The organism is Mycoplasma sp. 1578d (assembly GCF_024582695.1).
Lineage (GTDB): Bacteria > Bacillota_I > Bacilli_A > Mycoplasmatales > Metamycoplasmataceae > Mycoplasmopsis.
This window is the reverse complement of the sequence record NZ_CP102081.1, coordinates 838,455-864,424: the sequence shown is the minus strand read 5'-3', so window position 1 is coordinate 864,424 and position 25,970 is coordinate 838,455. Positions and strand designations below refer to the sequence as shown.

Genomic DNA, 25,970 nt, shown 5'->3' with positions numbered 1-25,970 from the left:
ATGCAATTAGAAAAATTAACAAAAAACAGATCAACGAATTTTAAACTTTATAAATTAAAAGATATTGCTACATTTGAAAGAGGAACTTGAAAAATTGACATTCCAGAAGGGACTAAATACCCTGTAGTATCAAGTGGCACACAAGTTAAAAAATATACAGATATTCCAAACAGAGACAAAAATTCAATAACAGTAGCTTCATCTGGGGCAGGAGCTGGTTTTGTTGCTTTTTGAGATACACCAATTTATGCTTCAAATTGTTTCACTATACACGCTAATGAAGAAATTGTTCTTCAAAAATACTTATTTCATTTCTTAAAAAATAAACAAGAATATATTCATTCTTTAAAATCAACAGGTGGAATACCCAATATTTATTCCTCTTATATTTTTGATATAGAAATTCTTGTACCAAGCATTAAAGAACAAGAAAAAATTATTAGAATCTTAGATTTATTGACCGATTATTCCCAAGAGCTAACAGCCGAGCTAACAGCCGAGCTAACAGCAAGAAAAAAGCAATATTCATACTATAGAAACCAACTTTTAAACACTAATTATTTAACTGATATTAAAAGACGAAAATTAAAAGACGTTGCTTCATTTGAAAGAGGAACTTGAAAAATTGACATTCCAGAAGGGACTAAATACCCTGTAGTATCAAGTGGCACACAAGTTAAAAAATATACAGATATTCCAAACAGAGACAAAAATTCAATAACAGTAGCTTCATCTGGTTATGCAGGATTTGTTGCTTTTTGAGATACACCAATTTATGCTTCAAATTGTTTCACTATTCATGCTAATGAAGAGGTAGTTAATCAAAAATACTTATTTCATTTCTTAAAAAATAAACAAGAATATATTTATTCTTTAAAATCAACAGGTGGCATACCTAATATTTATCCTTCTTATATTTCTGATATAGAAATTCTTATTCCAAGTTTCAAAATTCAGCAAAAAATTGTTGATGTATTAGATAATTTTGAACAAATTTGTGAAGATTTAAATATCGGTTTACCTGCAGAAATTGAGCTTAGAGATAAACAATATCAATATTACAGAGATAAATTATTAACATTTACAAACGATATATTCCAAACATCAGAAGTTGAAAGACAGCTAACTAAAGACAGCTAACTAAAGACAGCTAACTAAAGACAGCTTAATAAATTCTCTTATTAAACTTATTAATTTTGTCTTTTTTGACGTAATTTCAGAAACTTTACAAATACAAAATTCGGTTAAGCTAGACAAATATATAGTTTTAACAAAAGGTAAGCAACTTAATAAAGATAATATGATTAATAATGGAAAATATCCAGTTATTAATGGCGGAATGTCTCCTATTGGTTATTTTGACGAATATAATGAACAAAAAAACACAATCACGATTGCTCAGGGAGGGGCAGCAGGATATGTTGATTTTCAAAAATCTAAATTTTGAGCAAGCTCACATTGTTATATTGTTAAATCCACAGATGAATCAACGCTTTTAAATAAATACTTATATTATTTTCTAAAAAATCAAGAAGAGATTATTAAAAAACAAGCTTATGGCGGAAAAATACTTTCTCTACCCAAAGAAAGCCTTCTTAATCTAAATATAACCCTTCCAGATATTCAAACCCAACAAAAAATAGTTGATATTTTAGATAACTTTGAAGAATTAACTAACGGGCTGACACAAGGTCTTCCTGCTGAAATTGATCTTGTCAACAAACAATATCAATATTATCGAAATTGATTACTAGCAGAGCCTAAATAACCAAAAACACCTTCAAAAGGTGTTTTTTATGGTTAAAAACTACTTAAATTTAAATATTAGTATAAGATTGGTATTAAGAATAAAAAAGTTTCTAAAAACAGAACGTTATATCTTATATAAAAGTTTTTAGATTGTGTTGAAGATATATTTTAGTTTAATACAAAACAACTCGAAAACCAAGGAGCAAGAAAATGAAATTTAGTTTTAAACCATTATGAAAACTGCTGATAGATAAAGAAATAACAAACAAGGAATTAATGGAAAGAGCCAAAATCAGCAAAAGCACTTTTTATAAATTAAAAAATGACAAAAATGTCACAACTGATGTTTTACTAAGAATTTGTACTGAGTTAGATTGCGATATATCAAATATCATTGAATGCATTAAAGATAATAGATCTAAGAAAGAGTAAAAATGAAAACAGAGAAATTTGAAAACTTTCAAATTTATAATTTGGATAATAGATATAGCTTTTTATACTTAGATTTTCAAGATGAAAAGAAATTTATAAGTGGATTGGTTTCATATATATTTAATGAGCAAAATTTACTTCTTTATACCGAAGAAAATACAGGTCTTAAATTCGAAATAAATGACAAAACACGCAAAAAACTTTATACCAATATTAGTCTATTTTTAAATTTAGAGTTAGAAAAGTTGGGACCATTTGACTTAAAAGAAGAATTAGAAAAAATCATTAAAGGTGAACACGAAGTTTTTAAAAACAAAGATAATAAACTACTAATAGGAAAAGATAAAGCAGGAAAAATTGGAGAATATATTTTCCATTTATTTTTATCAAAATATTTTGGGTATCATTACATAATCCCGAAACTTAAATTGATCACTGATGGAAATATGAGTGTAAATGGAATAGATGTGTTATTTTATGATGATAAAAAAGATGAAATTTTATTTGGTGAATCAAAAGTTTACAAAGAGTTAAAAAAAGGGATTGAAAATGCCAATAAAACATTAGAAGAATATGAAGAGAACCTTATTGAAGAATATCGAATAGTTTTATCGAATGATAAATTAAAATTTAACAAATTATTTTTAGATAAATATAAAGATAAAATTGATGTCTGCACAACTCTTAATCAATTTATTAAAGAAGCAAATATTAATTCTATTGTCATACCAGTTTTCATTGCTCATGGTGATAGTATACAAGGGAATATGCAAAATAATATTAAAAATTTTTTAGAGCAATTAAAAAAGATCAACCAAGAAGACAAATTAGAATTAAAAACAAAATATATATTGATTTCTTTTCCTTTAATTGATAAAAACAAATTTATGGAATATGCAATAAGAGTGGCGGTAAATAAATCACATGAATACAAATAAAGAGATAATAAGCGTTCAAGAAAACAGAGATATTTATATAAGGGAATTAAAAGAAGCAAAGGACAATAAAAAAGAAAAAGAATGAAAAATAGAAAACGCAGATTCATTGTTCCATTTAGGACTTAATATGTATTCGGAAGAATACTCATTTAAATCAGCGATTTATAATGCTTTCGCTTATAGTCATATAGACGAAAATATTTCTTTGCATCCTGAACAAATGAAAATATTAAGCATTATTGAAGAAAATGAGGGAATTATTTTTAGTGCTCCTACTAGTTTTGGGAAAACATTTGTTGTGTTTGAATATATTGCAAAACATCAACCCAAAAATGTTGTTTTAATTGTTCCGACCTTAGCTCTAGTTGATGAATATAAACAAAAAATCATCAGAAGATATAAAGATGCTTTTAAAAATTATAAATTATATATAAGCGTTGATTTAGAGAAGACACCTGATTTCAATAAAAGTAATTTATTTATATTAACTCCAGAAAGAGTTATTCATAACTCAGATATTTCGCTGTTTTCTGAGATAGATTTTTTAGTTATAGATGAAGTTTATAAACTCAAAACCGATCCAAATGATGAAAGAGTTTTAATTTTAAATTTAGCATATAAAAATTTAATGAGGATATCAAAGAAATATTTATTACTAGCTCCTTTTTTAAAGGAAATTCAAAATACAGATAAATTAGAGAAAAAACCAATATTTTTCTCCAGTGATTTTTCTCCTGTCGTAAATGATGTTATTACATATAGTCTCAAAATAAAGAAAAAAAAGAAAAAAAATGAAATAAAAAAGGAAAGAAATAAGAAAATAATTGAATTAATCAAAAAACTCAAAGACACCAAATTATTAGTTTATTTTCCTACAGTTAATTTCTTAAATAAATTTATTAATAATTTAAACACAAACAATAAAGTAATCAATAGAAATAAAAAACTAGAAAATTTTATTGAATGAGCATCTAAAGAAATTCATGAAGAATGAACTATTTTAAAAGCCTTGAAAAATAATATTTTAGTTCATCACGGACAAATATCGTTAGGTATTAGAATGTTTCAATTATCTTTGTTTGATGATATTCACAGTCAATATAATATAATGTTATGCACATCTACTCTATTAGAAGGTGTTAATACCGCATGTGAAAATATTATTATTACAGAACCAAAAATAAGAGATAAAAATTTTGATGCGTTTGATTTTTTTAATCTAATTGGAAGAACAGGAAGATTATCTCAACATTATTTAGGCACAGCCCACTATATTCAAGGACCAGATGATAGTGAATATCACAAAAAAGACGCATTAAAGTCTATTCAATTTGAACTTACAGATCAAGAAAGCATAGATATGGATATTAATTCTGAAAATTATAAAAAACATCCAGATTTTTTACAACTACTTAAAGATATGGATATTTCATACGAAGAATATAAAACAAGGTTTGCGATGCAATTCAGATTTTCTACAATTAAAAATATTTACAATAGATTTAAACAAAATAAATTATATTTATATGATGCTATAAAACAATTTTCTTCTAAAGGTAAGCGAGATATTGTTAAAGAAATATATAAAATAATTGAAGGGATAGAAAAAATAAAATTTTGAGACAACATAAAAATTAATATTATTCATTTATTAACTTATAAATCATTGCCAAATGTTAGAAATATAGTTGAAGAAATTTTAAAAAAATTTAATTTTAAAAAATCAAATACCAACGCTATAATTAACGAAGTTTTAAAAATTAAAAATAGTTATTTAGAGCACACTTTTTATAAAAAAATAATTCCAATTATCTTCTTTATGCAATTAGATAATGTTTCAGAAGAAAAAATAAATGTTATTGAGACTCATATTACTAAAGTAATAGAAAATAAATATTTTTTAAATTCTCCTTTAAGCAAAATGTTAAAAGATATGGGTATATATGATTTAGATATACAAAAAATTAAAGAAATAATAGGGGATAATTTTGAATCAATAGATCAATTAATATTATTATTAAGGGAAAATTATCAAAAAATTAAAAATAAAATAAGCGTAATTTCTAAATTCGTTATTGAAAAAATGATTATTTAATAGATTTTGTTCTTATTTTGCCAGTTTGTAACAATTAAAAATAAGCACAGAAACTCTTTGAATTTGCGTGTTTTCCTTTTTTAACTTATAATTTAATAAATATATATTTATGAAAGGAATAAATGGAAACTTTAAAATTCGAATTAACAAAAGTTAGATCTCGTGCTCGATTATCTATTTTTATCTATCTTATTATTACATTTATTACAATTGCGTTTATTATTTGAGGTGTTAAACAAAGTATACTAATTAATCCTTTAGCAAAAAACGGAGCCATTGGTTTTAGTATTACATTAGCACTTTTGTTTTCAATATTATTTATTCTTCATGTATTAATAACTTTATCATTAAGTAGAATATCAATTTATTTTATAAATGAAAAAGACAAAGTATCATCAAAAGTGTTTGAACACTTATTTATTATTAGTCTCTTTTCATTTTTGATGATTTTTTTAATGTTGATATGTTGATTTTCAGTGATACTTAGAATAAACGAAATATTACCAGATGAAAAACCATTAGAAGAAACTGAAGATCAAGAAAAAATGATGATTGATGATAAAACAGAATTATAAAAAATGAAATATTAGTTTCAGAATTACATAAATTTAATAAAATGCGTTAAGAAAGGTATTATGAATAATATACAACAAAAACTTTCTAGAGCTAAAAAGTTTGCAATTCCATTGTTAATTCTTCCAATCTCATTATTTTTACTTTTAATCATAATGATTTTTATTACTGGAGCTCTTGCAATAGGCGGAGCATATGGATCAATAGGGATTGGAATAATTTTGACTTTTATTTTGATAATCATGTTAATGATTACATTTGTTTTATTAGGTGTGTTCTTTATTGTTTTTATTAGTCAAATCAAAAATTATTATATAGAAAAACAAGACAATCAACAGATTGGAAAATACAATATCATTTTTATCATTAGTATTATTTCAGTGGTTATCTTTCCTTTTTTAATTATTTTAATTTTAATCCCAATTGTGTGACTAATCTTTTTAATAATCTTCGCAATTTTACAAACAGCTTTTATAATTTGAGTATTAATTACTATTGGAGAATCGCAAAGATTATTATTTCAACAAACCGAATAAAAAAACTTCTCGTTAATTAACGAGAAGTTTTTTATTATTATCAATTATAAATAAGATGCTAGATCTTCTTTAAGTTGTTCGTAAGGTCTGTACCCTAACAATTTGTGTACAACTTTTCCATCTTTGTAAACAAGTACATAAGGGATTGACTGAACTTTTTCTTCGCTTGCATATAATTTTTCATCATCAACGTCAATTTTTAATACACTAACATTATCTTTTTTGATAATTCTTCGAGTACTGGACCAAACATTTTACACATTCCACACCATTTAGCATGGAAGACAATTAAATGGAAACCACTCTTTACAGTTTCTAAAACTTCGTTTTTTGTTGATTCTTTAACCATAAGTTCCTTTCGTATGATTTGTAATAATTATACACAAATCTATCTAAAATAGGGAAAAAGTTTATTTTGTACCATTTTTTAATATAAAAAATGCATTTTTATCATTAATTAATGAATAAAGGGGTTGTTCGATTATTTTTAAAAAGGAAATAAAAAACAGCAACCCCTATTTTTGCATCTCTGCTATCTTCGGCACTAACGGGCTTAACTACTGAGTTCGGAATGGGTTCAGGTGATCCCCGCTGCTATAATCACTGTACAAAAAGTATAACACAAAAAAATAAAAAGCAAATATTTTTTTATTTTTTTAGTTTCTGACAACAATATCAAAATTGCTTACTGAATTAGTTAATAATAGAATAAATTTTTGTTCATCTTGAGGGGATAGGTTTAAATTTTTGATCCCAGTAAAGTAAACAGTTTCAATATCTCAACGTAGTTGGTATTTGTTTTTGGCAAAAAAGTAAATTAAATCCTCCATAAATCATTCAAAAAAACTATCATTAAAAGGCAAATCTCTAAGCATTTTGTGAATGGTGATTTCGAATTTACGATTTTGAAAATCGGTAATTTCAAAATCAAACGATAGATTTAATTCAGCCGCTGATTGTGTTTGGAATTTGTTCATATATTAAATTGTACAATTATTTACATAAACAACTTTAAAAGTTTATAATATTATTTAAATTTAACAGGAATAAAAATCATGAACAATTCAGAGAATGTTTTACACAATCATAACAAGCTTAATATCAACAAACCACAAATTTTTACCTTTTTGTTTTTATCATTAGGGTTAATTGGTTTTTTGATTAGTTTGTTAACCAATCAAACTATTTCGTATATGTTTTTACTAGTTGTACCATTTAGTTGAATGATATGTTTAAGTGCGTTTGGCTCAACTATTAGTTATAAACGAGCAAAAGATTCTAAAAACGCCAAATTTTGGTTTTTTGTACTAATCTTTGCCTTTTTAAACATTTTTATCACTAGCTTAGCCATTGGATTAATTAGCGTTGAAAAACAAACCATGGGATATTTGTTATTTATTATTTCTAACTTAATTATTATTAGTTTAACTATTAGTTCTTTATTTATCAAAAATGAACCAACAGAAAACAATCAATTTTAAAACAGTTAAAAAACTTAGTCCTGCTTGATACGGGACTAAGTTTTTAATTCTACTTATCAATAACTATTGATAAATTATTAATTATTTAGATAAAAAACTTTTACTTTAGCTAATATGTTTTCGACTGTAAATCCATTTAATTCATAAACCACATCACCAGGAGCTGAGTGTCCAAAATATTCAGCTAAATGAGCATCAAACTTGCTCAATTGAGCTAGTTTAAATCACAATGGATCATTAGTTGCTTCAACAGCAAAGTTTGGTAATTTGTTTAATTGTAATGAATGCATTAATTCTTGATCTTTAAGCATTAATTGTAAACAAGGAACCGAGACTACATTTGCTTTAATTCCTTCTTGTTCTAATTGCTCAGATACCTTGTACACTAATTCAAGTTCTGAACCACTTGCAAGCAGGTTGATTTGAGCTTGATCATTTTGTTTAATAAAGTATGCTGGAGTAAAGGTATCTTTTTGTAAATTAAACGATTTTAATGGTTGTCTAGTTACTACAATTGCTGATGGAGACTGTTTCAGAGCAAGAGCGTATTTAAATGAGTTAAGAACCTCATTTTCATCAGCTGGTCTAAAGACAAGGTAATTTGGAATACTACGTAAAGCTGTTACTTGTTCAACTCCTTGGTGAGTTGGACCATCTCCCCCAACTTGGTATGAATCATGGCTAAAGACGGTAATATTTGGTAATTCCATAATAGAACCAAGTCTAAGAGCTGCTTTAGCATAATCAGCAAAAACTAAGAATGTTGCTCCAAAAGTAGTTAAACCTGAATGGAGGGCAATTCCATTATTCATGGCTGCCATAGCAAATTCTCTAATTCCATATTTAATGTTGCGATTTGAATCAAATCCGACTTTAGTTGCTCCGCGTAAATCAGCTGAACCACCCAAAAAGTTAGTGTGGTGTTTGTCCATGAATTTCATAATTTCATCAACATAATCTCTTAAAGCAACATTAGTTTTAACGAATTTAAAATCACTAAAATCAAATGCTTTTTCTTTATTAATGACTGAAAGCAATTGTTCGTGTAATTGTGGATATAATTTTTTATATTTAGCTAATTTTTTCTCTCAACGAGAGTATAAATTATCTCTAGGTTTTAGTAATTTAGTTCCATATTCATACGCTTGAGGATCATATTCAAATTCATTGGTATGAGTAAGGCCTAACCCCTGTTTGTATTCAATAGTAGCTTGTGGACTTAAAATTCCATTGTGTCCTTTTGGAGAATTGGCAACTTTAGTTCCAAAGGCAATAATAGTAGGAATTTGAATATAAGTAGGACGAGAGTTTTTTTGAGCTTGCTTAATTGCCTTAATAATAGTCTCAGGACGGTTATTTTTTAAAATAATGGTTTTAAATTTTAATGATTGGAAGAATTTTTCAAAATCAAGATTATTAACTTCAGTTCCTGAGGTATCAATTTGCATATTATTGTAATCATGTACTAAAATTAGCGAATCTAATTTATTAGTTCCAGCAAAGGCAAGTGATTCTAAAGCCACCCCTTCTTGTAAGTCTCCATCACCACATAAAACAAAGACATCGTGATTGATAATTTTAAGGTCTTTTTGGTTAAATTGTTGGCTTAAATATTTGTTGCTATAAGCCATTCCAACACCCATAGCAACTCCTTGACCAAGTGGCCCAGTTGATGCATCGATGTAATCTAATTTTTCAATTTCTGGATGTGAAGGAGTTTTTGAATGAAGCACTTTATGAGCTTTGATATCATCCAAAGTTAATAATCCCATTAAATGGTAAAGTGAATAAAGTCCCATTGAACCGTGTCCAGCTGAAAGAACAAAGCGATCACGATTGAATCATCTTGGATGTGAAGGCGAGAATTTTAAAATTTCTCCAACCATTGAGTAAAAAATTTCTGATGCACCAAGAGCCATTCCAATATGTCCTTGGTGAGCATTATTAATTCCATCAATTGCGACAGCTCGCATATTAGCTATAAAATCTTTGTGAGTAAATTGTTTTTTGTACATTTTATTGAGCACCCTTATTTGTTTTCTTTAGAATAAATTTCTTAATTAGTCCATCGGTAGCTAATCCTAGATAAGTAAGGATAATAACACTAAAAGCAACAAATTTACCGGCTTTAGGGATTAATCCTAGCAATCTAGACACATAATTAATTAAATAATCAGTATCTTCTTAATTGGGCTAATTTACCGAAGTATTTAACTCGTTATTTTGTTAAATTAACATACCTAATTGGTTAGTATTAGTTGGAATTCAGTTTCCTAAAACAAAGAAAACGAGGATAAAGGTAATAATTAAAATACCAAAAAACGGTCCAACAATGACAACAATAATTCCACCTTTAACATTTCTAATCCCCAGAAGTAGCACTTAAGAAAAAGTGTAGACCAACCTAGGAAGAAATATAGCAGGAATTAGCGATGCTTTACCAAGTCCAATTGTTATGAACATACCAATTATACCAGCAAAAAATGAAGATATAAAGCCAATTATTACAGCATTTGGTGCATACAGAAACACCACAGGACTATCTAAAGTAGCTTTAGAATTTTTGATTAATATATCATTAATTCCCTTGTATATTAGTACCGGTTGATTAATAAATAATCTTACCCCGACAAATATAAATAAAAACAAACCTTTCAAGTTTGTTTTTATTTAGTTGGATTAATTAACTCATATATTGTTTGTCCTATAGTATCGCTCTCGTGGTCCCCAATAATTTTATGAGCTATATCTTTGGCTTCTTGAGTTCCGTTTGACATACAAAAACCAAAACGAGAATTAATAAGCATTTCACAATCATTACCACTATCGCCAAAAGTAATTAAATTGTTATTAGTTAACTTTAAATCGTCTAATAATCTCTTAATTCCTTGATATTTAGAGATTCCGATTGGATTGATATCAGTGTAATTGAAATTGGTTAAACAAACAATTGCTTGACCTTTTAATTCTTCTTTGAGTTTATTGGTTACAATTGGCCAAAGTTCTTTTGAGCTTTTTAAAGACATTTGAAGTAGCTTGGTAGTTTGTAAACCAGAAAGATGATCGCAATGTTCAAGTTCTAATTCTCTAAAAACCTTAAAACGTTTTCGTTCTTCTTTGCTCATTCAAGCTGGATATTTATTTTGATTTTTAGTAGCAATAATTGTACCGTTCAGCTGATCAGTATCAAAATTTAATAATAATTCATGTTCTAATGCGTGCTTACGAACTTTGTAATAAACTTCTTGTGGCAGATAACCATAAATTTGAGTTTTGTTGTTTTTGATATCTCAAATTATTGATCCATTTGAACAAACAGCGTAATGAACATCTTGAATAATTTTGTTTTCAACTAGGTGTTTGACTTTTAAAATTCCTCGTCCTGTGGCAAGGACATTGTAATGTCCTTTAGAAGCACTAAAACTTATTGCTTTTTGAGTAAAAGAATCAATTGTTCCGTCTCTTTTTAATAAAGTTCCATCCAAATCAAACGCAAAGATATATTTATTTTCCATTTAATTTTCTCTTCATGGTAGGGAATAGTAAAACGTCACGAATTGAATCTTTTTCAGTTAAAAGCATAGTTATGCGGTCAATCCCAATTCCGCAACCACCAGCAGGAGGAAACCCATATTCAAGGGCTTCAACAAAGTCTCAATCAATATCACTTGCTTCATCGTTTCCGTTATTTTTTTCGTTTAATTGTTCTTTGAAACGTTCTAATTGATCGATTGGATCACTCAACTCAGTGTACATATTAGCATATTCTTTAGTGTTGATGAATAATTCGGCTCGTTCGGTAAAACGTGGATCTTGGCTCTTTGCAGTAAGTGGAGATATTTCAATTGGATGTCCGTAAACAAAGGTAGGTTGAATGAGAGTTTGTTCGATTAATACTTCAAAAAGTTCGTTAATAATATGACCAAGTTTAAAGAATTTTTCAACTTTAATATTGTGTTTTTGAGCAATTTGAACAGCTTGTTCAAAGCTAATGTTACGAAAATCTGTGCCTGTAGCTTTAGATACAGCATCAATCATGTTTATGCGATTAAATGGTTTAGTGAGATCAATTTCTACGCCACGATTAATCACTTTTTGCTTATTAAGTTTGTAAGCAATAGATTTAATTAATTCTTCAGTACGCTCCATCATACCTTGTAGATTTGAATAAGCTTCATAAAACTCAATTGAAGTAAATTCAGGATTGTGAGTGGTGTCAATTCCTTCATTACGGAAGATTTTACCAATTTCATAAACACGATCAATTCCACCAACAAGAAGTTTCTTAAGTGGAATTTCTGTAGCAATTCGTAAAAAATAGTCTTGATCAAGAGCATTATGATGAGTTTTAAATGGTTTAGCACTTGCTCCAGATAAATAATCGTGTAAAAATGGAGTTTCAACTTCCATGTATTCTAAATTATCAAAATATGAGCGAATCGCGCTAATGATTTTACTTCTTGTTCAAAAAGTATTGACGCTATCTGGATTAACAATTAAATCCACATATCTATGTCTATATCTTTCTTCTACATCAGATAATCCATGATATTTATCAGGAAGTGGTTTAAGTGCTTTGCTGAGCAATTTAATTTCTTTAGCTTTAAGAGTAACTTCGCCAGTGTGAGTTTTCATGGCTATACCTTGAACATAAATAATATCCCCTAAATCAAAAGTATCAACAAGCTCAGCCAGCTGTTGATGTTGCTTTTTATTAAAATAAACTTGAATTTTTCCATGATAGTCCTTAATTAAAATAAAAGGACCTCTCATGGTCAAAATTCTCCCAGTAATAGCGTAAGGAATCTCTTTTTGTTCAAGTTGTTCTTTAGTAAATTCAAGATTTTGTTCAATAATTTGGTTTGAATAAGTTAATTTTTGTAATTGAGTAGCCTGAACAAATGGATTAATACCCATTTGTTGATAGTGTTTTAATTTATTTCTTCTGATTTGTTCTTGTTCACTCAGTTTGGTCTCCATTTTCTATCTCCTTAGTCAGTATTTTTTAATTATATTAAATTTATACTTATCTTAAACATTTATAGCCACTTAAATTGTGAAAAAAATGTAAAATATAAATAATTATAAATACTTAATTTGGGGTCAGGATATGGAACTATTGCAAATGAAACAACTTTTTGTACAAACACTCTCTTCTGTTCCTGGGATTGTTAATATTCAAGCTAATCAAGACAATCTTAATAAAACGCAAAACACAAATAATGTCAACTATGTTGATTTGATTGAGGTTTTTCACACTCCGCAAGGTTGAGATTTTATTGCTGCTGTGAGCATTTTAAATGGTGTTCCAGCTAAATGTGTTCTTGAAGAACTACAAAGTCAAATGCAACATGAATTAAAAAAACATAATCAAAAAGTAAATAATATAACTATTTTTATCAGAGGTGTGGAGAATGTCTAAAAATATTAGCGGTAAACAGCTCGCAGATGCATTATTATCCGGAACCAATGCTCTTTTAAATGCTAAAAATCAAATTGATGCATTAAATGTGTTTCCAGTTCCTGATGGAGATACAGGAACCAATATGGCCGCTACTATGAATGGTGCGAGAATGAATTTAATGAAAGTGTCAGAACAGAACGTAGCCCAAGTTGCTGCTCAAGTGGCTAATGATATGCTTTATGAAGCAAGAGGAAATTCAGGAGTTATCTTAAGTCAGATTTTTAAAGGTTTTTATCAAGGAATCAAAGACAAAAAAACACTTAATTGCCATGATTTAACGATTGCGTTCAGTTCAGCGGCAACAAGAGCTTATAAAGCAGTTTTTAAACCTGTTGAAGGAACTATTTTAAGTGTTATTAGAGAAACCGCTGAAAAATTAAGCCAAAAATATACTAAAAGCGAAGAAGAAATAGAAAATTTCTTTGCTGATGCAGTTACTTATGCTCGCGAAAGTTGTGATAATACACCTAATTCTTTAAAAATTTTAAAAGAAGTTGGAGTCACTGATTCTGGTGGAGAAGGTTTATATAAAATCCTATGAGGAATTAGCGAATATTTTTTAGGTAGACCAGTTGAAAAAAGCGATAAAAGTGAGGATATTGCTAATTTTATTTCTGATAGTGAAACCTATGATGGCGAATTTGGATATTGCACTGAATTTTTAATTGAAATTAATGAACCAGACAAATTTGATAAAGATAAATTTACTAAAAAAATTGAAAAAATTGCCAATTCATTGGTAATTGTACAGGATGATAATTTACTCAAAGTTCATGGGCACGTTCTTAAACCAGGGAATATGCTGAATATAGCCCAAAAACACGGTGAATTTATTAAAATTAAATCAGAAAACATGACCTTACAAGCTAATAATTCACGAGCCCAATCTGAAGAATTTGCTAAGGCACAAGCTAAAAGTCAACGAGTGACTAATGCAATTATTTCATGCAATTTAGGAACTGGAATTATTAAAATCATGCAAGAAAATGGTTGTGATTACATTGTTGAAGGTGGTCAAACATCAAATCCTTCAGCCCAAGATTTAATTGAAGCAATTCAAGCTGTGAATGCAGAAAATGTGTTTATTTTACCGAATAATAAAAATATTACATTAGTTGCCCAGCAAGCTGCTGTGGCGACTAAAAATTGTAATGTCCACGTAATTCCGACTAAAACACAAATTGAAGGGCTTACTGCATTATTCCATTATAATCCTGAAAACAAAGTTAAAGAAAATCTTGCTAATATCAAAAGCGCAATTAAAGGAGTTGGTTCAGGTGAAGTGACCATTGCTGTAAGAAGCACCAAAATTAATAGCGTACGAATTAAAGCAGGTGATTATTTAGCGATAGCAAATGGGAAAATCATTGAAACTAGCAAAAATGCAATTGACGCTGCTAAACATATTATTTCCAAATTAATGAACAAAAATAGAGAAATTGTTACTATTTTTTATGGGGACGAATCTTGTTATGAAGATGCCCAAGAAATTTCTAATTATATTAATTCAAAATGAGATATTGAAGTGGAAATATATGAAGGAAATCAACCAAATTATCACTTTTTAATAGGAGTTGAATAAGATGTATAAATATTCAATTGGTTTTGATGTAAATGGAAATGATAATGGACCAAGAGAAGCTTATCAAGCTGCTTGTGAATTTGCACAAGCTAATAAAGATATTAAATTAGTTCTAGTTGGTGATTTAAAAAACACTAATATTGACAATTTACCCAATAATATAGAATTAATTACTAATCTCAATGTTCCAAGCGATCCTAAGAATATTAAACAAACACTTAGAGAAAATACTTCAATGAATCAAATGATTGATTTATATAAACAAGGCAAAATTGATAGTTTATTATCATCAGGTGATAGTGGAAGCTATATTTCAGCTCTAACATTAAAAATTGGACGCTTAAACGGTGTTTCACGCCCAGCATTTATGCCTGTGGCTAATGCTATTAATGGTCAAAAATTTATCTTTTTAGATGTTGGGGCTAATTTAGAAGTTAAATCACAATGGCTTGAAGAATGAGCGTTATTAGGATCGCTTTTTTACAAAACCATGTTTAATGAATTGTTTCCAAAAGTAACACTTTTGAATATTGGTGTTGAAGATTATAAAGGTTCAGAATCAGTTCAACAAGCCCACGCGAACCTTAAAACAAATCCAAAGATTAATTATGTAGGATTTCAAGAAACCAGAGATTTATTTAGGGGATATTTTAATGTGGCTATTATCGATGGATATGGCGGAAATTTAGTGTTAAAAAGTTATGAAGGAGCTGTGTTAACGCTAATTGATTCACTAAAATCAAGTATTAATAAAAATTTAAAAAGAAAATTAGGCGGTTTATTAGTTAAGAGTGCTTTTAAAGATGTCATGAAAATATTAGACTATCGCAACGTTGGAAGTGCGTGAGTAGTTGGGGTCAAATGTTTGGCTTTAAAAGCACATGGCTCAAGTGATCAAAAGAGTTATCTTTCAGCATTAAATCAGCTTAAGGATGCAATGGAAAAAGATTTATTAAATAAAATGTTGAAAGAAATTAATTAAGTATGAATATTATGAAAGCTAAATCACTTGAAGAATTTTTAAAATTTCATCAAATTAAACCTAAAAATATTAAGTTATATTTTTGTGCAATTTCACACTCTTCATATGTTGCATTACGCAAAGGGCTAAACAATTACGAACAGCTTGAATTTTTAGGAGATTCAATCTTAAATTTTTTATCAAGTGAATATATTTTTCTTAAATACACTAATTTAGAACCAGGAAAACAAACTCGGGTTCGATCAGCAGCTGTTCGAACTGAAACATTAGCAGAATTATCCGAAAAATTGGGACTAGTGGATATTTTAAAAACTGGATATAAACAAACAGCAAATGATGTCAAAAATTCACTCAAAGTTAAAGCTGATGTTTTTGAATCTATACTTGGAGCCATTTACTTAGACCAGGGAATTGATGAAGCGAGAAAATTTGTGGAAAAATACATTTTTCCAGTGATTGATAAGGTTCACGCTCAAAGCAACAAAGATTCAAAAACAATATTACAAGAATATATTCAGAGCTTTTCAAAAGACGGTGTGACATACAATGTGTCTCAAAATAGTGATAAAAAATTTTTGGCCAAAGTTATTCATGATAAACAAATATTTGGGGTTGGAATTGGAAACTCAAAAAAAGAAGCTGAACAAGTTGCAGCTCAAGATGCTTTGAGTAAATTAAAATAAAGGAAGTATATGAAACTAATTAAAATTGAAGCACATGGTTTTAAATCTTTTGCTGATCCAATAATTTTACGTTTTGATGGTGGAATTGCAGGAATTGTGGGTCCGAACGGTTCAGGGAAAAGCAATATTAACGATGCTATTAAGTGAGTTTTAGGTGAACAAAGTGCAAAAGAACTTCGTGGTGATGAAATGAAAGATGTTATTTTTGCTGGTTCAAAAACCACCAAACCACTCGACAAAGCAACCGTAACTTTAACTTTTGAAAACAAGGATAACCTCACTTCTTATGAAGAAGATATTATTTCAATCACTCGTTCATTAGACCGCAATAAGTCGCTCAATGAATATTTTATTAATGGAAAATTAGCCCGCCATAAAGACATTAAAGCAATTGCCATGGAAACTGGAATTGGTAAAAGCTCACTTGCTATTATTTCTCAAGGAACAGTTAGTGATATTGCTCAAGCAAGTGATGAACAACGCCGGGGAATTTTCGAGGAAGCTGCTGGAGTATCTAAATATAAATTCAGAAAAACTGAATCACTAAGAAAATTAGAAAAAACCGATGAGTCATTAAGAGTTATCCAAGCACATATTTCCGAACTAGAAAGACAACTCGTACCGCTTAGAAAACAAGCTGAAAAAGCTTTAATTTACAAAGAAAAATCAAATCAATTGCAAAATGTTGAAATTGCTTATTTAGCTCAAGAAATAGTGCGTTTAGATCAATATGTTTCCGAACTTAATAAAGAACTAGAAGGAGTAGAGGAAACCAAAAACGATTATAAAGTTAAAATCGAAGAATATAACACTAAAATTACTCAACGCAAAGTCCAACAAGGTGAATTAAATAAGAAAATTTCAGAGCTATCAGCTAAGAAAAATAGTACCGAAACTCGTTTAAATGAACTTAAAATTATTTACAATAATGAAACCGCTCATAGAAACTTAATAGCTTCAGGACAGGTTAAAGCTAATTTACACGAGAAAAAAGAAGCTCTTCAACAAGCTTATTTAGAAGAAAAACAAATGCTTGAACATTTAATAGAATCACAAAATGAAGTACAAGCCAAAAAAGAACACACTCATCAAAAATTAGTTCAAGTTAATGTTGAAATTAATGAATTGCAAACTAAAATCAACAATTTAAGCAGAAAAAAACATGAAATCGAAACACAAATTAAGATTTTAAATGCTAAAAAACAAAGCAGAAGCAATCTTTATAAAGGGGTTAAAACTATTTTAGACAATGCTCATAATTTTAAAGGATTAAAAGGAATTGTTGGTGATTTAATTAAAGTTGATCGCGAATATGCTAGTGCAATTGAGGCAATTTTAGCTTCAAATATTCAACATGTGGTTGTGGATACTTCAGAAACTGCGGTGAAAGCAATTGAATTTTTAAAAGCTAATAATGGCGGAAGAGCATCCTTTATCCCGCTGAATTCAATTAAGGAAAAACACATTCGTGATGATTATTCACTTGTGGTACGTAATCAACTTGGATTTATTGGAATTGCTAGTGAATTAGTTAATGTTGATGAAAAATATAGTGTCCTAAATAAATTTTTATTAGGGAATGCTATTATTGTAGATAACATTCAGTCTGCCAATAAGATCTCAAAAATTGTCGAGAAAAAGTATTTAGTGGTTACTAAAGATGGCGATATTGTTCGTGTTGGTGGAATTATGTCAGGTGGGACCAAACAAGAAAGCGATGATATCTTAGGACTTGAAGATAAAATTTTCGAATTACAAAAGCTCATTCCAGGAATTAACTCACTTGAACAGAAAAATTTTAATAATTTAGAACAGTTAAAAAATCAAAGTATTAATTTACAAAATTATGTTACTTCATATAGTAATGAATTGTCAGCAACAGCTATTTCAATTCAACACGCTCAAGCTAAACTAGATAAAATTCAGTCTGATTTTTCACTTATTGGTACTGATGTAACTCAAATTAATGGTGAGGTAATTAATACTACTGTTGAACGAATCAATCAACTTGATAAAGAGTTGAAAAATTATCTTTTTGAGCTAAGTGCAAACTTACAACAAAAACACAAAATTGATTCAGAAATTGAGCAGTTAAATGAACTGAGAAATGAAGCTAATAAATTATTTAGTCAATTAACTCAATCTTTCAGCAATAAACTTTATAGTGTTGAAAAATCGCAAGATCAATTAGCACAAAATCGTGTTAGACTTTCTGGGTTTTATAATTTAACATTAGAAAATGCCATAGCCAATTATAAATTAGAAATTCCAACAGAAAAAGCACGCGAACTTATTGATGAACTGAGAAAAGAAATAAGCGCTCTTGGAAATGTGAATTTAGATTCAATTGCTCAATTAGAAGAAGTTGAATCTAAATATGATATTTATGTTTCAAATCGTGACGAACTTGAAGAGGCAAAAGAAACTGTGCTTAATGCCATTGCAGAACTTGATAAAATTATTATTACTCGTTTAACTAATATTGTTAATGATGTTAATGTCGAATTTGAAAATGTGTTTAGATCAATGTTCGGTGGAGGAAGTGCTCAAGTAAAATTTGTTGACCCGAATAATGTGCTTGAAAGTGGAATTTCTATTTATGCACAACCCCCAGGAAAAAGCGTTAAAAATCTTAAACTTTTCTCTGGTGGAGAAAAATCACTAATTGCTATTTCACTATTATTTGCCATTTTGAAAGCTCGCCCATTACCGCTTTGCATTTTAGACGAAGTTGAAGCAGCACTTGATGAATCAAATGTGGTCAGATATGCAAACTACTTACAAGAACTCAAGAAACAAACTCAATTCATCGTTATTACACACCGTCATGGAACTATGTCAAGAGTTGACCATTTATTTGGAGCAACCATGCAAAATCGTGGAGTGACTAGTTTCTTTTCAGTCAAATTATCTGAAGCTGAAAAATTAATTGAACAAAATAAAGAGCAAATATAAAACTATTTTAAAGATTCAGATAATTTATAAGACACATTATTTATATTTTTTGAAAATTTAAAAATAAAAAAAGAAAATAAGGGGTTTAACCCCCTTATTTTAGTACAATTTAACATATGAAAAAATTTGAGGTTCAAATCGTCAATTTACCCGATCAAATTTTACGGAAAAAATCAGTTGATGTCCCGATCCCGTTAACTCAAGAGGATATAGAACTAGCCGAAAAAATGATTTACCACATTGATGATTCGCAAAAAGAAGGAAGTGAATTTAGACCCGGAGTTGGAGTTGCTGCTATTCAATATGGAGTCCTTAAAAACGTTTTTTATGTTTATTTACCCGATGACAAAGGAAACCCAATTTTTAAGGATGTTTTATTTAATCCGAAAATTGTGCGTAAAAGCGATCAATTAGTTGCCTTATCACAAGGAGAAGGATGTTTATCGGTTCCTGAAGATTGACCAAAACAAGAAGGTTATGTTCCGCGGAGTTATAAGATCACTGTCCAAGCTTATAGCTTCAATAAGCAAGGAATGTATACCTTTGATTTAACAGGTTATTTAGCTATTATCTTCCAACATGAGTTAGATCACCTTAATGGGAAACTTTTTATTGATCGTATCAATCAAAAAGATCCATGGAAGAAACCAAACAGGAGAACAATTTTAATTTAATATGAATGAACAAACACAAATCACTTTAGAAAAATTATTAAACTTTTTTAACGATGGTCCAGGAACTGCAATTCTTACCATTTTAACTTTATGGGTTATAGTTTCAGGGATTTTTGGAGGATTTTTCTATAGATGAAAATTCGTTATACTCGTTGGAGTTGCTTTATTATTTGGAATGGGTGCAGGACCAGGATCAATTCCAATTTTAAAATCAGCATTAAAAGAGGTGGATGATCAATATAAAGAATTAGCGGAACGAATTATATATTATTTACCAATTTATATTTCGCTTATGTTCTTTTTCACTATTTATACAATTGGATTTATTGTATATACAATTATTTGTTTAGTGAAATTTAGAGCTTTAAAAGCAGCTAGAAAATCAAAAATTTGAAGAAGATTTTTATATGGATCTGGCACTGGATTATTAATGGTACCTGCTGTAGTATCGCTTTCAGCTTCATTTCAAACCAACAAGAAGCAAGATGATGGCTTTACTAAATTTAGCATTGGTTTTATGACCTTTTTCCAAAGTAAAAATCCTTCAGTTTTTGTAAGTAAACTTAAAGACTTTGCAAAATTATCGGCATTACAAAATGATAAAAAATTTGAAGAAGCATTAAAACAAGATTACAGCAAATTAAGTCCTGAAGACAAAGAAAAATTCCAAGAAAATGTAGTTAAGCCTTTAGTAAACATTCTTAATGACCCAGAATTGAGAAAAAATTCACTTGATACTTTAAATAAAGTAAAAATCAGTGAAGGCAAAACAGTTAGTCAATTAGCTGATTCATATTCACCTGAAATTAAAAAAGCCGAAGATGAATTACAAAAATCTAACCCAGAATATTTAACAGCCACACCCGAACGTAAAAAAGAAATTTTAATTAATGCTGTTAATAAAGAATTGGACAATCAGCTTAAAAATGGAGATTTATCTTCACAATTAAAGCTAGTTACCGATTCAGTGGGCCTATTAAAGCCAGATGCTAAAAAAGACGTTATTGATTGAATTGGTAAAACAGTTGATACTAAACTTGGTAAAGATAGCGGTTTTTCTGAGGAAATTCTTACTAGTGTTTTAGATCATTTAAATACAAGCATTAAAAATATAGAAAACAAATAATAAAGAGTCAGCTTGAAAGTTCTTAAACTCAAAATTAATTGTTATTATAAAGTTATATCATTGGTTAAAAAATAAAAAAGTTCATATATATTTGATAAATTTGTTCTTTATAATATCCTCAACAAAGGAGTTTAATTATGTTTCGACCTAAAACATCAAATGATACAGTTGAATTACAACCGACCAACCAACTTGAAAAGAGCATTCAAGAACAAGAAAAAGTAATTAACAAATATCAAGATCCCAACAAACAACTTTCACCAGCTACTTACCGAATTATTCATAAAGAAAAAACCATTCTTAAATTTGGAATTGCCTTTTGAGTATTAATTCTTTTAGCTACAATTACAGCAGGATTATGTAATTATTTCCTTAATACAGCTAAAAATCCCAACTCAGGAATATTGAATTGGATTATTATTGTAATAGTGTTTTTAACCACCTTTTATTTATTGGTAAAAAACTTAATTCGTCTTTCAGCATTTAAAAATGTTGAAAGACGATATAGAGAGAGTTTTAGTAATGGAGATATAGCTGCTAGTACCTTATTTGCTGATTTATATAAATCAATCTCTCTAAAATTAATTAGCTATACTTGGCTCTATGTCTTCTTTATGACGTTTTTTGCTCTTTTTGTTTTAATTATTTATCTTTTGTATAATGTAGGAGAGTGAGAACTTAAAACGAGCGAAAATAGTGCGATTAAATTTGAACTTCACCTTAATTTTCAGGAAATCTTTAAAGGTTGATTTGGAAATACAATTGCCTTTTTGTGAGTTAGCTTATTTGTTATTATTAGTGTTACCTTGTTGTATATTTTTATTCTGCTATACAACAAAAAACGAATTGCTGATGTGAAAATTTTAATTGTTTATGAAGCTGCTCAATTTATTACAGCTGTTGATCAATCAAAAAAATCACTTAATAAAGCTTGAAGAAATACCTACATAATTATCTTTATTTTAGTTTATGTATTACCATTTGCTTTGATGTTATTCTTAATTTATCGTGGAGTTTTAAGAAGGAAAAAATAATGAAAATTTTAGTCATTTTAGAAAATAAATTTAATGATGTGGAATTAGTTACTCCGCTTTCATGCTTAAGAAGAGCTGATCCTGATATTGTGGTAGATTATTATCATCCAACAGAAAAAAGTATTTTAAGTCAATATAAAGTCTTTGCAATTAACAATATTAAAAATAATGTTAATTTAGCTGATTATGATTTATTATTCATCCCAGGCGGATTTGCTGCTCAATTATTAAGAACAAACGAGCAGGCGTTAAAACTAATTAGTTCATTTAATGGGCCAATTGCAGCCATTTGCGATACCCCTAATACTTTAAGAGAACATAATTTAATCGATCACAATACTTCTTATTCAGCCTATCCAAGCACTTGGTCTGAGCCATTTAAAAGCAAGAATTATCAGCAAGATTATGTTACTAATTTACTTAAAGAAAAACATCTTATCACTGCACGTTGTGCTGATGCTGCTATGGAATTAGGATATGAATTAGTTGAACATTTTTATGGTAAAGAAGCACTTGAAAAAGTTCACCTAGCTATGAGAACAACAAAATAGCACTTAGGGTGCTTTTTTTAAAAAGGAAACACATGTTAAGAATTATTGCAGGAATTTATAAAAACAAAAAAATTAATCAGCCAGATAAAGAACTGACTCGAGCTAGTACTGAAAAAGTCCGTGAAGCTGTTTTTGCAAGTTTACACTTTAAAATAGTTGACTCGAAATGCTTAGATTTATTTGCTGGTAGCGGCGCTTGGAGTATAGAGGCCGAGAGTCGTGGAGCTAGTTCAATTGTGGCAATAGAGAAAAATAAACATGCTTTTGGTGTAATTCAAAACAATTTCAATTTACTTAAAACGCAAAAAATTAGAGCCCTTAACACTGATGCCCTTGATTATTTAAACAAAACCAAGGAAGACTTTGATTTCATTTTTATCGATGCTCCGTTTAAAAATGTCGAGTTAGTCAATAATGCTTTAGAATTAATTAATCACAAACAAATTTTAACTACTGATGGAGAAATTATTATTGAAACAGATCTTGCAAGAGAAATTATAATTCCATCAAATTTAAAGATTTATAAACAAAAACAACACGGGAGAATTGAACTGCTTTATGTCTGCTGAAATTAAGTTTCAAGTCAAATGTATTGAATTAAGTTATCAAGGTTATGGAGTGGTTCTTTATAATCAAAAGCGTATTTTTGTTCCTGACTTATTTCCAAACGAGCAAGCTATTATTAAGATTGAAAAGTTACATTCTAATTATGGATATGGTGTAGTGGAGACTTTAATCAAACGATCTATTCATCGAAATAAAAACCAAATCTCAACAAATTCAGCATCATTAATTAATTTACAATATCATGCACAATTAAAATGAAAAGATCAATATTTAAGAAATCTACTAGTAAAAAACTTAAATATTAATTCGCAAGTAATTCAAGACATTGTTCCAAGTAATTTACCCTTTAATTATCGTAATAAAGTAAGATATGCACTAAAAGCACACAACCAAAAAGTATTTTACGCTGAATATATTAATAAAAGCAATACCTTAGTTCAAGTAAGTGATTTTTCGCTTAATCTTAAATCATTAAATTATATTTTAATGTACGTTTTAGAAAAAATCAATTTTGTATTCCAAAGCAAAATAAACAAACTCAAACTCATTGATGAAATCATGTTTAGAGTTAACGAGAATAATCAAGCTCAAATTTTATTTAGTTTACATTCTGATTATGATTTACCAATTAAGTTAATTAATTTACTTAAAGAAAATTCTTTTATTATTGATCTATGTGTGAAAAAGAAAAACAAAATTTTTACTATTTTTAATAAGCAAGATTTTACAATGAATTTACTAGATAAAAAGTTTACCTTGAAATCAGTTAATTTTTTTCAAGTAAATTTAAGTGTTTTTGAAAAAATATTAAACACAATTAAAGCCAAGATAGTTAATCAGCAAGATGCAGATATATTAATTGATGCTTATTGTGGTGTTGGAGTTTTTTCACAAATTTTAAGTTCACATTATCAACAATTAATTGGAATTGAAATTAACCCTTCATCAATTGAGCGAGCCAAACAAAATGCATTATTAAATAAAGTAAATAATGCTCATTATTATGCCGGTAAAGTAGAAAGTGTAATTGAACAAAAGCCAATCTCTGCAAATAATAGTACTTTAATAATTGATCCACCACGTTTGGGATTAGATATTAAAGTGATTGAATGAATTAGTAAACAAAATCTGTCTAACGTTATTTATTTATCATGTGATCCGAGAACTTTAACAAGAGATCTTAAAGAATTTATTAAAAATCAATACAAAATAGAGCAAATTATTCCTTTTGACATGTTCCCAAATACACACCATATTGAAACACTAGTTTTTTTAACTAAATCTGAATAAGCAACTTATTCCTTTATTTATTTAAGACTTTAAGCATTTGTTTAGCAATTGCATTTATGACTGGGACTGCTACTGAATTTCCGAATTGTTTATAACTTTGTGTATCACTTACTGGAATGATAAAATCTTCTGGAAACCCTTGCAAGCGAGCCGCCTCTCTTGGTGTTAACTTTCTAGGATTTTTATTCTCTTGTTCAATTAAAATTTCACTTCCATCTTTGTAATATCTAGCTGAAATTGTGTTTGTGTATGTACTGTTGTGATTAAAAAGTGAATAACCAAAACCATTTCCTTTTTGCTTATGTTCTTTTCTTCTTCTTTGATGACCTTTTCATAAATTATCAGAAATAGTGTACTTAGAATTGACTTGAGTTTGTAAAATATCTCCAACTTTTGTTTTCTTCTTACTTGGTTTTGGAAATGAAAAATCTCCAGCATTAGGAACAAGATTTTTATTAAAACCAACAATATAGATTCTTTCCCGATTTTGTGGGACCCCAAAATCTTTAGCTTTTAATAAAGTGTAATAAACTTGATAGTCAAGTGATTTGAGTGTGTTCAAGATTGTGCTAAAAGTGTTTCCTTTATTGTGTGAGATTAAATTTCTAACATTTTCCAACAAGAAACATTTAGGCTGTTTATCTAAAATTATTCGAGCTACATCAAAAAACAATGTCCCCCTAGTATCTTCAAAACCAAGTTTTTTACCAGCTTGAGAAAATGCTTGACACGGAAAACCGCCAACCAAAATATCATGATCGGGAATATGGTTTGTTGAAATTTTAGTAATATCTCCACTTGGAGTATCACCGAAATTAGCTCGATATGTTTTAATCGCAAATTTATCAATTTCACTACTAAAAACAACCTTGATTTGATTTGTTAGTGCAAATCCTAATCTAATGCCACCTATTCCGGCGAATAAATCAATCATTGAAAATTTAGCTTTTTCATTATTTAAAAAAGGCACTTTTTCAGGAAAATCTAATATTTGTTTTAGTTCTAATAATGAAGGACTAGATTCACCATTTTCTCATCTCCTTATAGTTCTGTCCCCGTATTTAGATAAACCAATAGCATCAGCAAGCTCTTTTTGCGTCATATTTAATTTTTGTCTTTTGTTCTTTATTTGTTCACGTGTTGAAAAACCTTGAATTTGTCCTATAAATTCCATAAATACTCCTAGTTTAATTATAAAGGATAAAACAAAGGACTATTTGTCCTTTTTCAACACTATTATATTATTTTTATAATTAGA

At 28.7% G+C, this 25,970-nt stretch carries 26 protein-coding genes, 1 rRNA gene and 1 pseudogene; 19 read left to right on the top strand and 9 right to left on the bottom strand.

The window, feature by feature from the left end:
• The 7 genes from NPA11_RS03440 to NPA11_RS03410 all read left to right on the top strand — a co-directional run bounded on the left by NPA11_RS03440 (position 1) and on the right by NPA11_RS03410 (position 6,323).
• A complete protein-coding gene (locus NPA11_RS03440) occupies positions 1-1,140 on the top strand; it encodes a restriction endonuclease subunit S (RefSeq protein WP_257043531.1) in 1,140 nt (379 codons plus the stop codon).
• 25 nt (positions 1,141-1,165) lie between these two features.
• A complete protein-coding gene (locus NPA11_RS03435) occupies positions 1,166-1,768 on the top strand; it encodes a restriction endonuclease subunit S (RefSeq protein WP_306429079.1) in 603 nt (200 codons plus the stop codon).
• Between the two features lie 191 nt (positions 1,769-1,959).
• A complete protein-coding gene (locus NPA11_RS03430) occupies positions 1,960-2,181 on the top strand; it encodes a helix-turn-helix transcriptional regulator (RefSeq protein ID WP_257043530.1) in 222 nt (73 codons plus the stop codon).
• 2 nt (positions 2,182-2,183) lie between these two features.
• Positions 2,184-3,119 carry a DUF1837 domain-containing protein gene (locus tag NPA11_RS03425; protein ID WP_257043529.1) on the top strand — a complete coding sequence of 312 codons (936 nt, stop codon included), beginning with the start codon at positions 2,184-2,186 and terminating at the stop codon, positions 3,117-3,119.
• Positions 3,106-5,214 carry a DEAD/DEAH box helicase gene (locus NPA11_RS03420; protein ID WP_257043528.1) on the top strand — a complete coding sequence of 703 codons (2,109 nt, stop codon included), beginning with the start codon at positions 3,106-3,108 and terminating at the stop codon, positions 5,212-5,214. The genes NPA11_RS03425 and NPA11_RS03420 overlap by 14 nt, the downstream gene beginning before the upstream one ends.
• A 122-nt stretch (positions 5,215-5,336) precedes the next feature.
• On the top strand, positions 5,337-5,789 hold the full coding sequence (locus NPA11_RS03415) for a hypothetical protein (RefSeq protein WP_257043527.1): 453 nt from the start codon (positions 5,337-5,339) through the stop codon (positions 5,787-5,789).
• A gap of 60 nt (positions 5,790-5,849) precedes the next feature.
• On the top strand, positions 5,850-6,323 hold the full coding sequence (locus tag NPA11_RS03410; RefSeq protein WP_257043526.1) for a hypothetical protein: 474 nt from the start codon (positions 5,850-5,852) through the stop codon (positions 6,321-6,323).
• Between the two features lie 44 nt (positions 6,324-6,367).
• Here the strand turns inward: NPA11_RS03410 and NPA11_RS03405 are convergent.
• The 3 genes and pseudogenes from NPA11_RS03405 to NPA11_RS03395 all read right to left on the bottom strand — a co-directional run bounded on the left by NPA11_RS03405 (position 6,368) and on the right by NPA11_RS03395 (position 7,300).
• Positions 6,368-6,687, bottom strand: a pseudogene (locus NPA11_RS03405) (thioredoxin family protein).
• 139 nt (positions 6,688-6,826) lie between these two features.
• Positions 6,827-6,931: ribosomal RNA gene (gene rrf / locus NPA11_RS03400) — 5S ribosomal RNA — on the bottom strand.
• A gap of 48 nt (positions 6,932-6,979) precedes the next feature.
• On the bottom strand, positions 6,980-7,300 hold the full coding sequence (locus NPA11_RS03395; RefSeq protein ID WP_257043525.1) for a hypothetical protein: 321 nt from the start codon (positions 7,298-7,300) through the stop codon (positions 6,980-6,982).
• A gap of 78 nt (positions 7,301-7,378) precedes the next feature.
• Between NPA11_RS03395 and NPA11_RS03390 the strand changes: the two genes are divergently transcribed.
• Positions 7,379-7,804, top strand: coding sequence for a hypothetical protein (locus NPA11_RS03390; protein WP_257043524.1), 426 nt, complete (start codon positions 7,379-7,381; stop codon positions 7,802-7,804).
• A gap of 77 nt (positions 7,805-7,881) precedes the next feature.
• Here the strand turns inward: NPA11_RS03390 and NPA11_RS03385 are convergent, their stop codons facing one another.
• The 5 genes from NPA11_RS03385 to lysS form a co-directional block, all read right to left on the bottom strand.
• On the bottom strand, positions 7,882-9,819 hold the full coding sequence (locus NPA11_RS03385) for a thiamine pyrophosphate-dependent enzyme (protein WP_257043523.1): 1,938 nt from the start codon (positions 9,817-9,819) through the stop codon (positions 7,882-7,884).
• Between the two features lies 1 nt (position 9,820).
• Positions 9,821-9,961: a hypothetical protein gene (locus NPA11_RS03380; protein WP_257043522.1), complete on the bottom strand. Its 141-nt coding sequence runs from the start codon at positions 9,959-9,961 to the stop codon at positions 9,821-9,823.
• Positions 9,962-10,186: 225 nt separating this feature from the next.
• Positions 10,187-10,453 (bottom strand): PTS transporter subunit IIC, encoded by a 267-nt coding sequence (locus NPA11_RS03375; protein ID WP_257043959.1) that lies wholly within the window; start codon positions 10,451-10,453, stop codon positions 10,187-10,189.
• Between the two features lie 17 nt (positions 10,454-10,470).
• Complete coding sequence (locus tag NPA11_RS03370) at positions 10,471-11,319, bottom strand: HAD family hydrolase (protein ID WP_257043521.1); 849 nt, start codon at positions 11,317-11,319, stop codon at positions 10,471-10,473.
• Positions 11,309-12,784 carry a lysine--tRNA ligase gene (lysS, locus tag NPA11_RS03365; RefSeq protein ID WP_257043520.1) on the bottom strand — a complete coding sequence of 492 codons (1,476 nt, stop codon included), beginning with the start codon at positions 12,782-12,784 and terminating at the stop codon, positions 11,309-11,311. Before lysS ends, NPA11_RS03370 begins: the two co-directional genes overlap by 11 nt.
• Positions 12,785-12,929: 145 nt before the next feature.
• Between lysS and NPA11_RS03360 the strand changes: the two genes are divergently transcribed.
• The 11 genes from NPA11_RS03360 (at position 12,930) to rlmD (ending at position 24,712) form a co-directional block, all read left to right on the top strand.
• Complete coding sequence (locus NPA11_RS03360; RefSeq protein ID WP_257043519.1) at positions 12,930-13,226, top strand: hypothetical protein; 297 nt, start codon at positions 12,930-12,932, stop codon at positions 13,224-13,226.
• On the top strand, positions 13,219-14,850 hold the full coding sequence (locus tag NPA11_RS03355) for a DAK2 domain-containing protein (RefSeq protein WP_257043517.1): 1,632 nt from the start codon (positions 13,219-13,221) through the stop codon (positions 14,848-14,850). Before NPA11_RS03360 ends, NPA11_RS03355 begins: the two co-directional genes overlap by 8 nt.
• Before the next feature lies 1 nt (position 14,851).
• Entirely contained in the window at positions 14,852-15,832 is a 981-nt protein-coding gene (gene plsX, locus NPA11_RS03350) for a phosphate acyltransferase PlsX (protein ID WP_257043516.1), read from the top strand.
• A 2-nt stretch (positions 15,833-15,834) separates the two neighbouring features.
• On the top strand, positions 15,835-16,515 hold the full coding sequence (gene rnc, locus NPA11_RS03345; protein ID WP_257043514.1) for a ribonuclease III: 681 nt from the start codon (positions 15,835-15,837) through the stop codon (positions 16,513-16,515).
• A 9-nt stretch (positions 16,516-16,524) separates the two neighbouring features.
• Positions 16,525-19,470 carry an AAA family ATPase gene (locus NPA11_RS03340; RefSeq protein ID WP_257043513.1) on the top strand — a complete coding sequence of 982 codons (2,946 nt, stop codon included), beginning with the start codon at positions 16,525-16,527 and terminating at the stop codon, positions 19,468-19,470.
• Between the two features lie 116 nt (positions 19,471-19,586).
• Positions 19,587-20,144: a peptide deformylase gene (gene def / locus NPA11_RS03335; protein WP_257043512.1), complete on the top strand. Its 558-nt coding sequence runs from the start codon at positions 19,587-19,589 to the stop codon at positions 20,142-20,144.
• A gap of 1 nt (position 20,145) precedes the next feature.
• Positions 20,146-21,270, top strand: coding sequence for a hypothetical protein (locus NPA11_RS03330; RefSeq protein WP_257043511.1), 1,125 nt, complete (start codon positions 20,146-20,148; stop codon positions 21,268-21,270).
• Positions 21,271-21,407: 137 nt separating this feature from the next.
• Positions 21,408-22,304: an MSC_0882 family membrane protein gene (locus NPA11_RS03325; protein ID WP_257043510.1), complete on the top strand. Its 897-nt coding sequence runs from the start codon at positions 21,408-21,410 to the stop codon at positions 22,302-22,304.
• Entirely contained in the window at positions 22,304-22,855 is a 552-nt protein-coding gene (locus NPA11_RS03320) for a DJ-1/PfpI family protein (RefSeq protein WP_257043509.1), read from the top strand. The genes NPA11_RS03325 and NPA11_RS03320 overlap by 1 nt, the downstream gene beginning before the upstream one ends.
• A 32-nt stretch (positions 22,856-22,887) precedes the next feature.
• A complete protein-coding gene (rsmD, locus tag NPA11_RS03315; protein WP_257043507.1) occupies positions 22,888-23,430 on the top strand; it encodes a 16S rRNA (guanine(966)-N(2))-methyltransferase RsmD in 543 nt (180 codons plus the stop codon).
• Entirely contained in the window at positions 23,414-24,712 is a 1,299-nt protein-coding gene (gene rlmD / locus NPA11_RS03310; RefSeq protein WP_257043506.1) for a 23S rRNA (uracil(1939)-C(5))-methyltransferase RlmD, read from the top strand. Before rsmD ends, rlmD begins: the two co-directional genes overlap by 17 nt.
• 13 nt (positions 24,713-24,725) lie before the next feature.
• On the opposite strand, the gene dcm is transcribed toward rlmD, so the two are convergent.
• A complete protein-coding gene (dcm, locus tag NPA11_RS03305; RefSeq protein WP_257043505.1) occupies positions 24,726-25,886 on the bottom strand; it encodes a DNA (cytosine-5-)-methyltransferase in 1,161 nt (386 codons plus the stop codon).
• Positions 25,887-25,970: the final 84 nt, after the last annotated feature.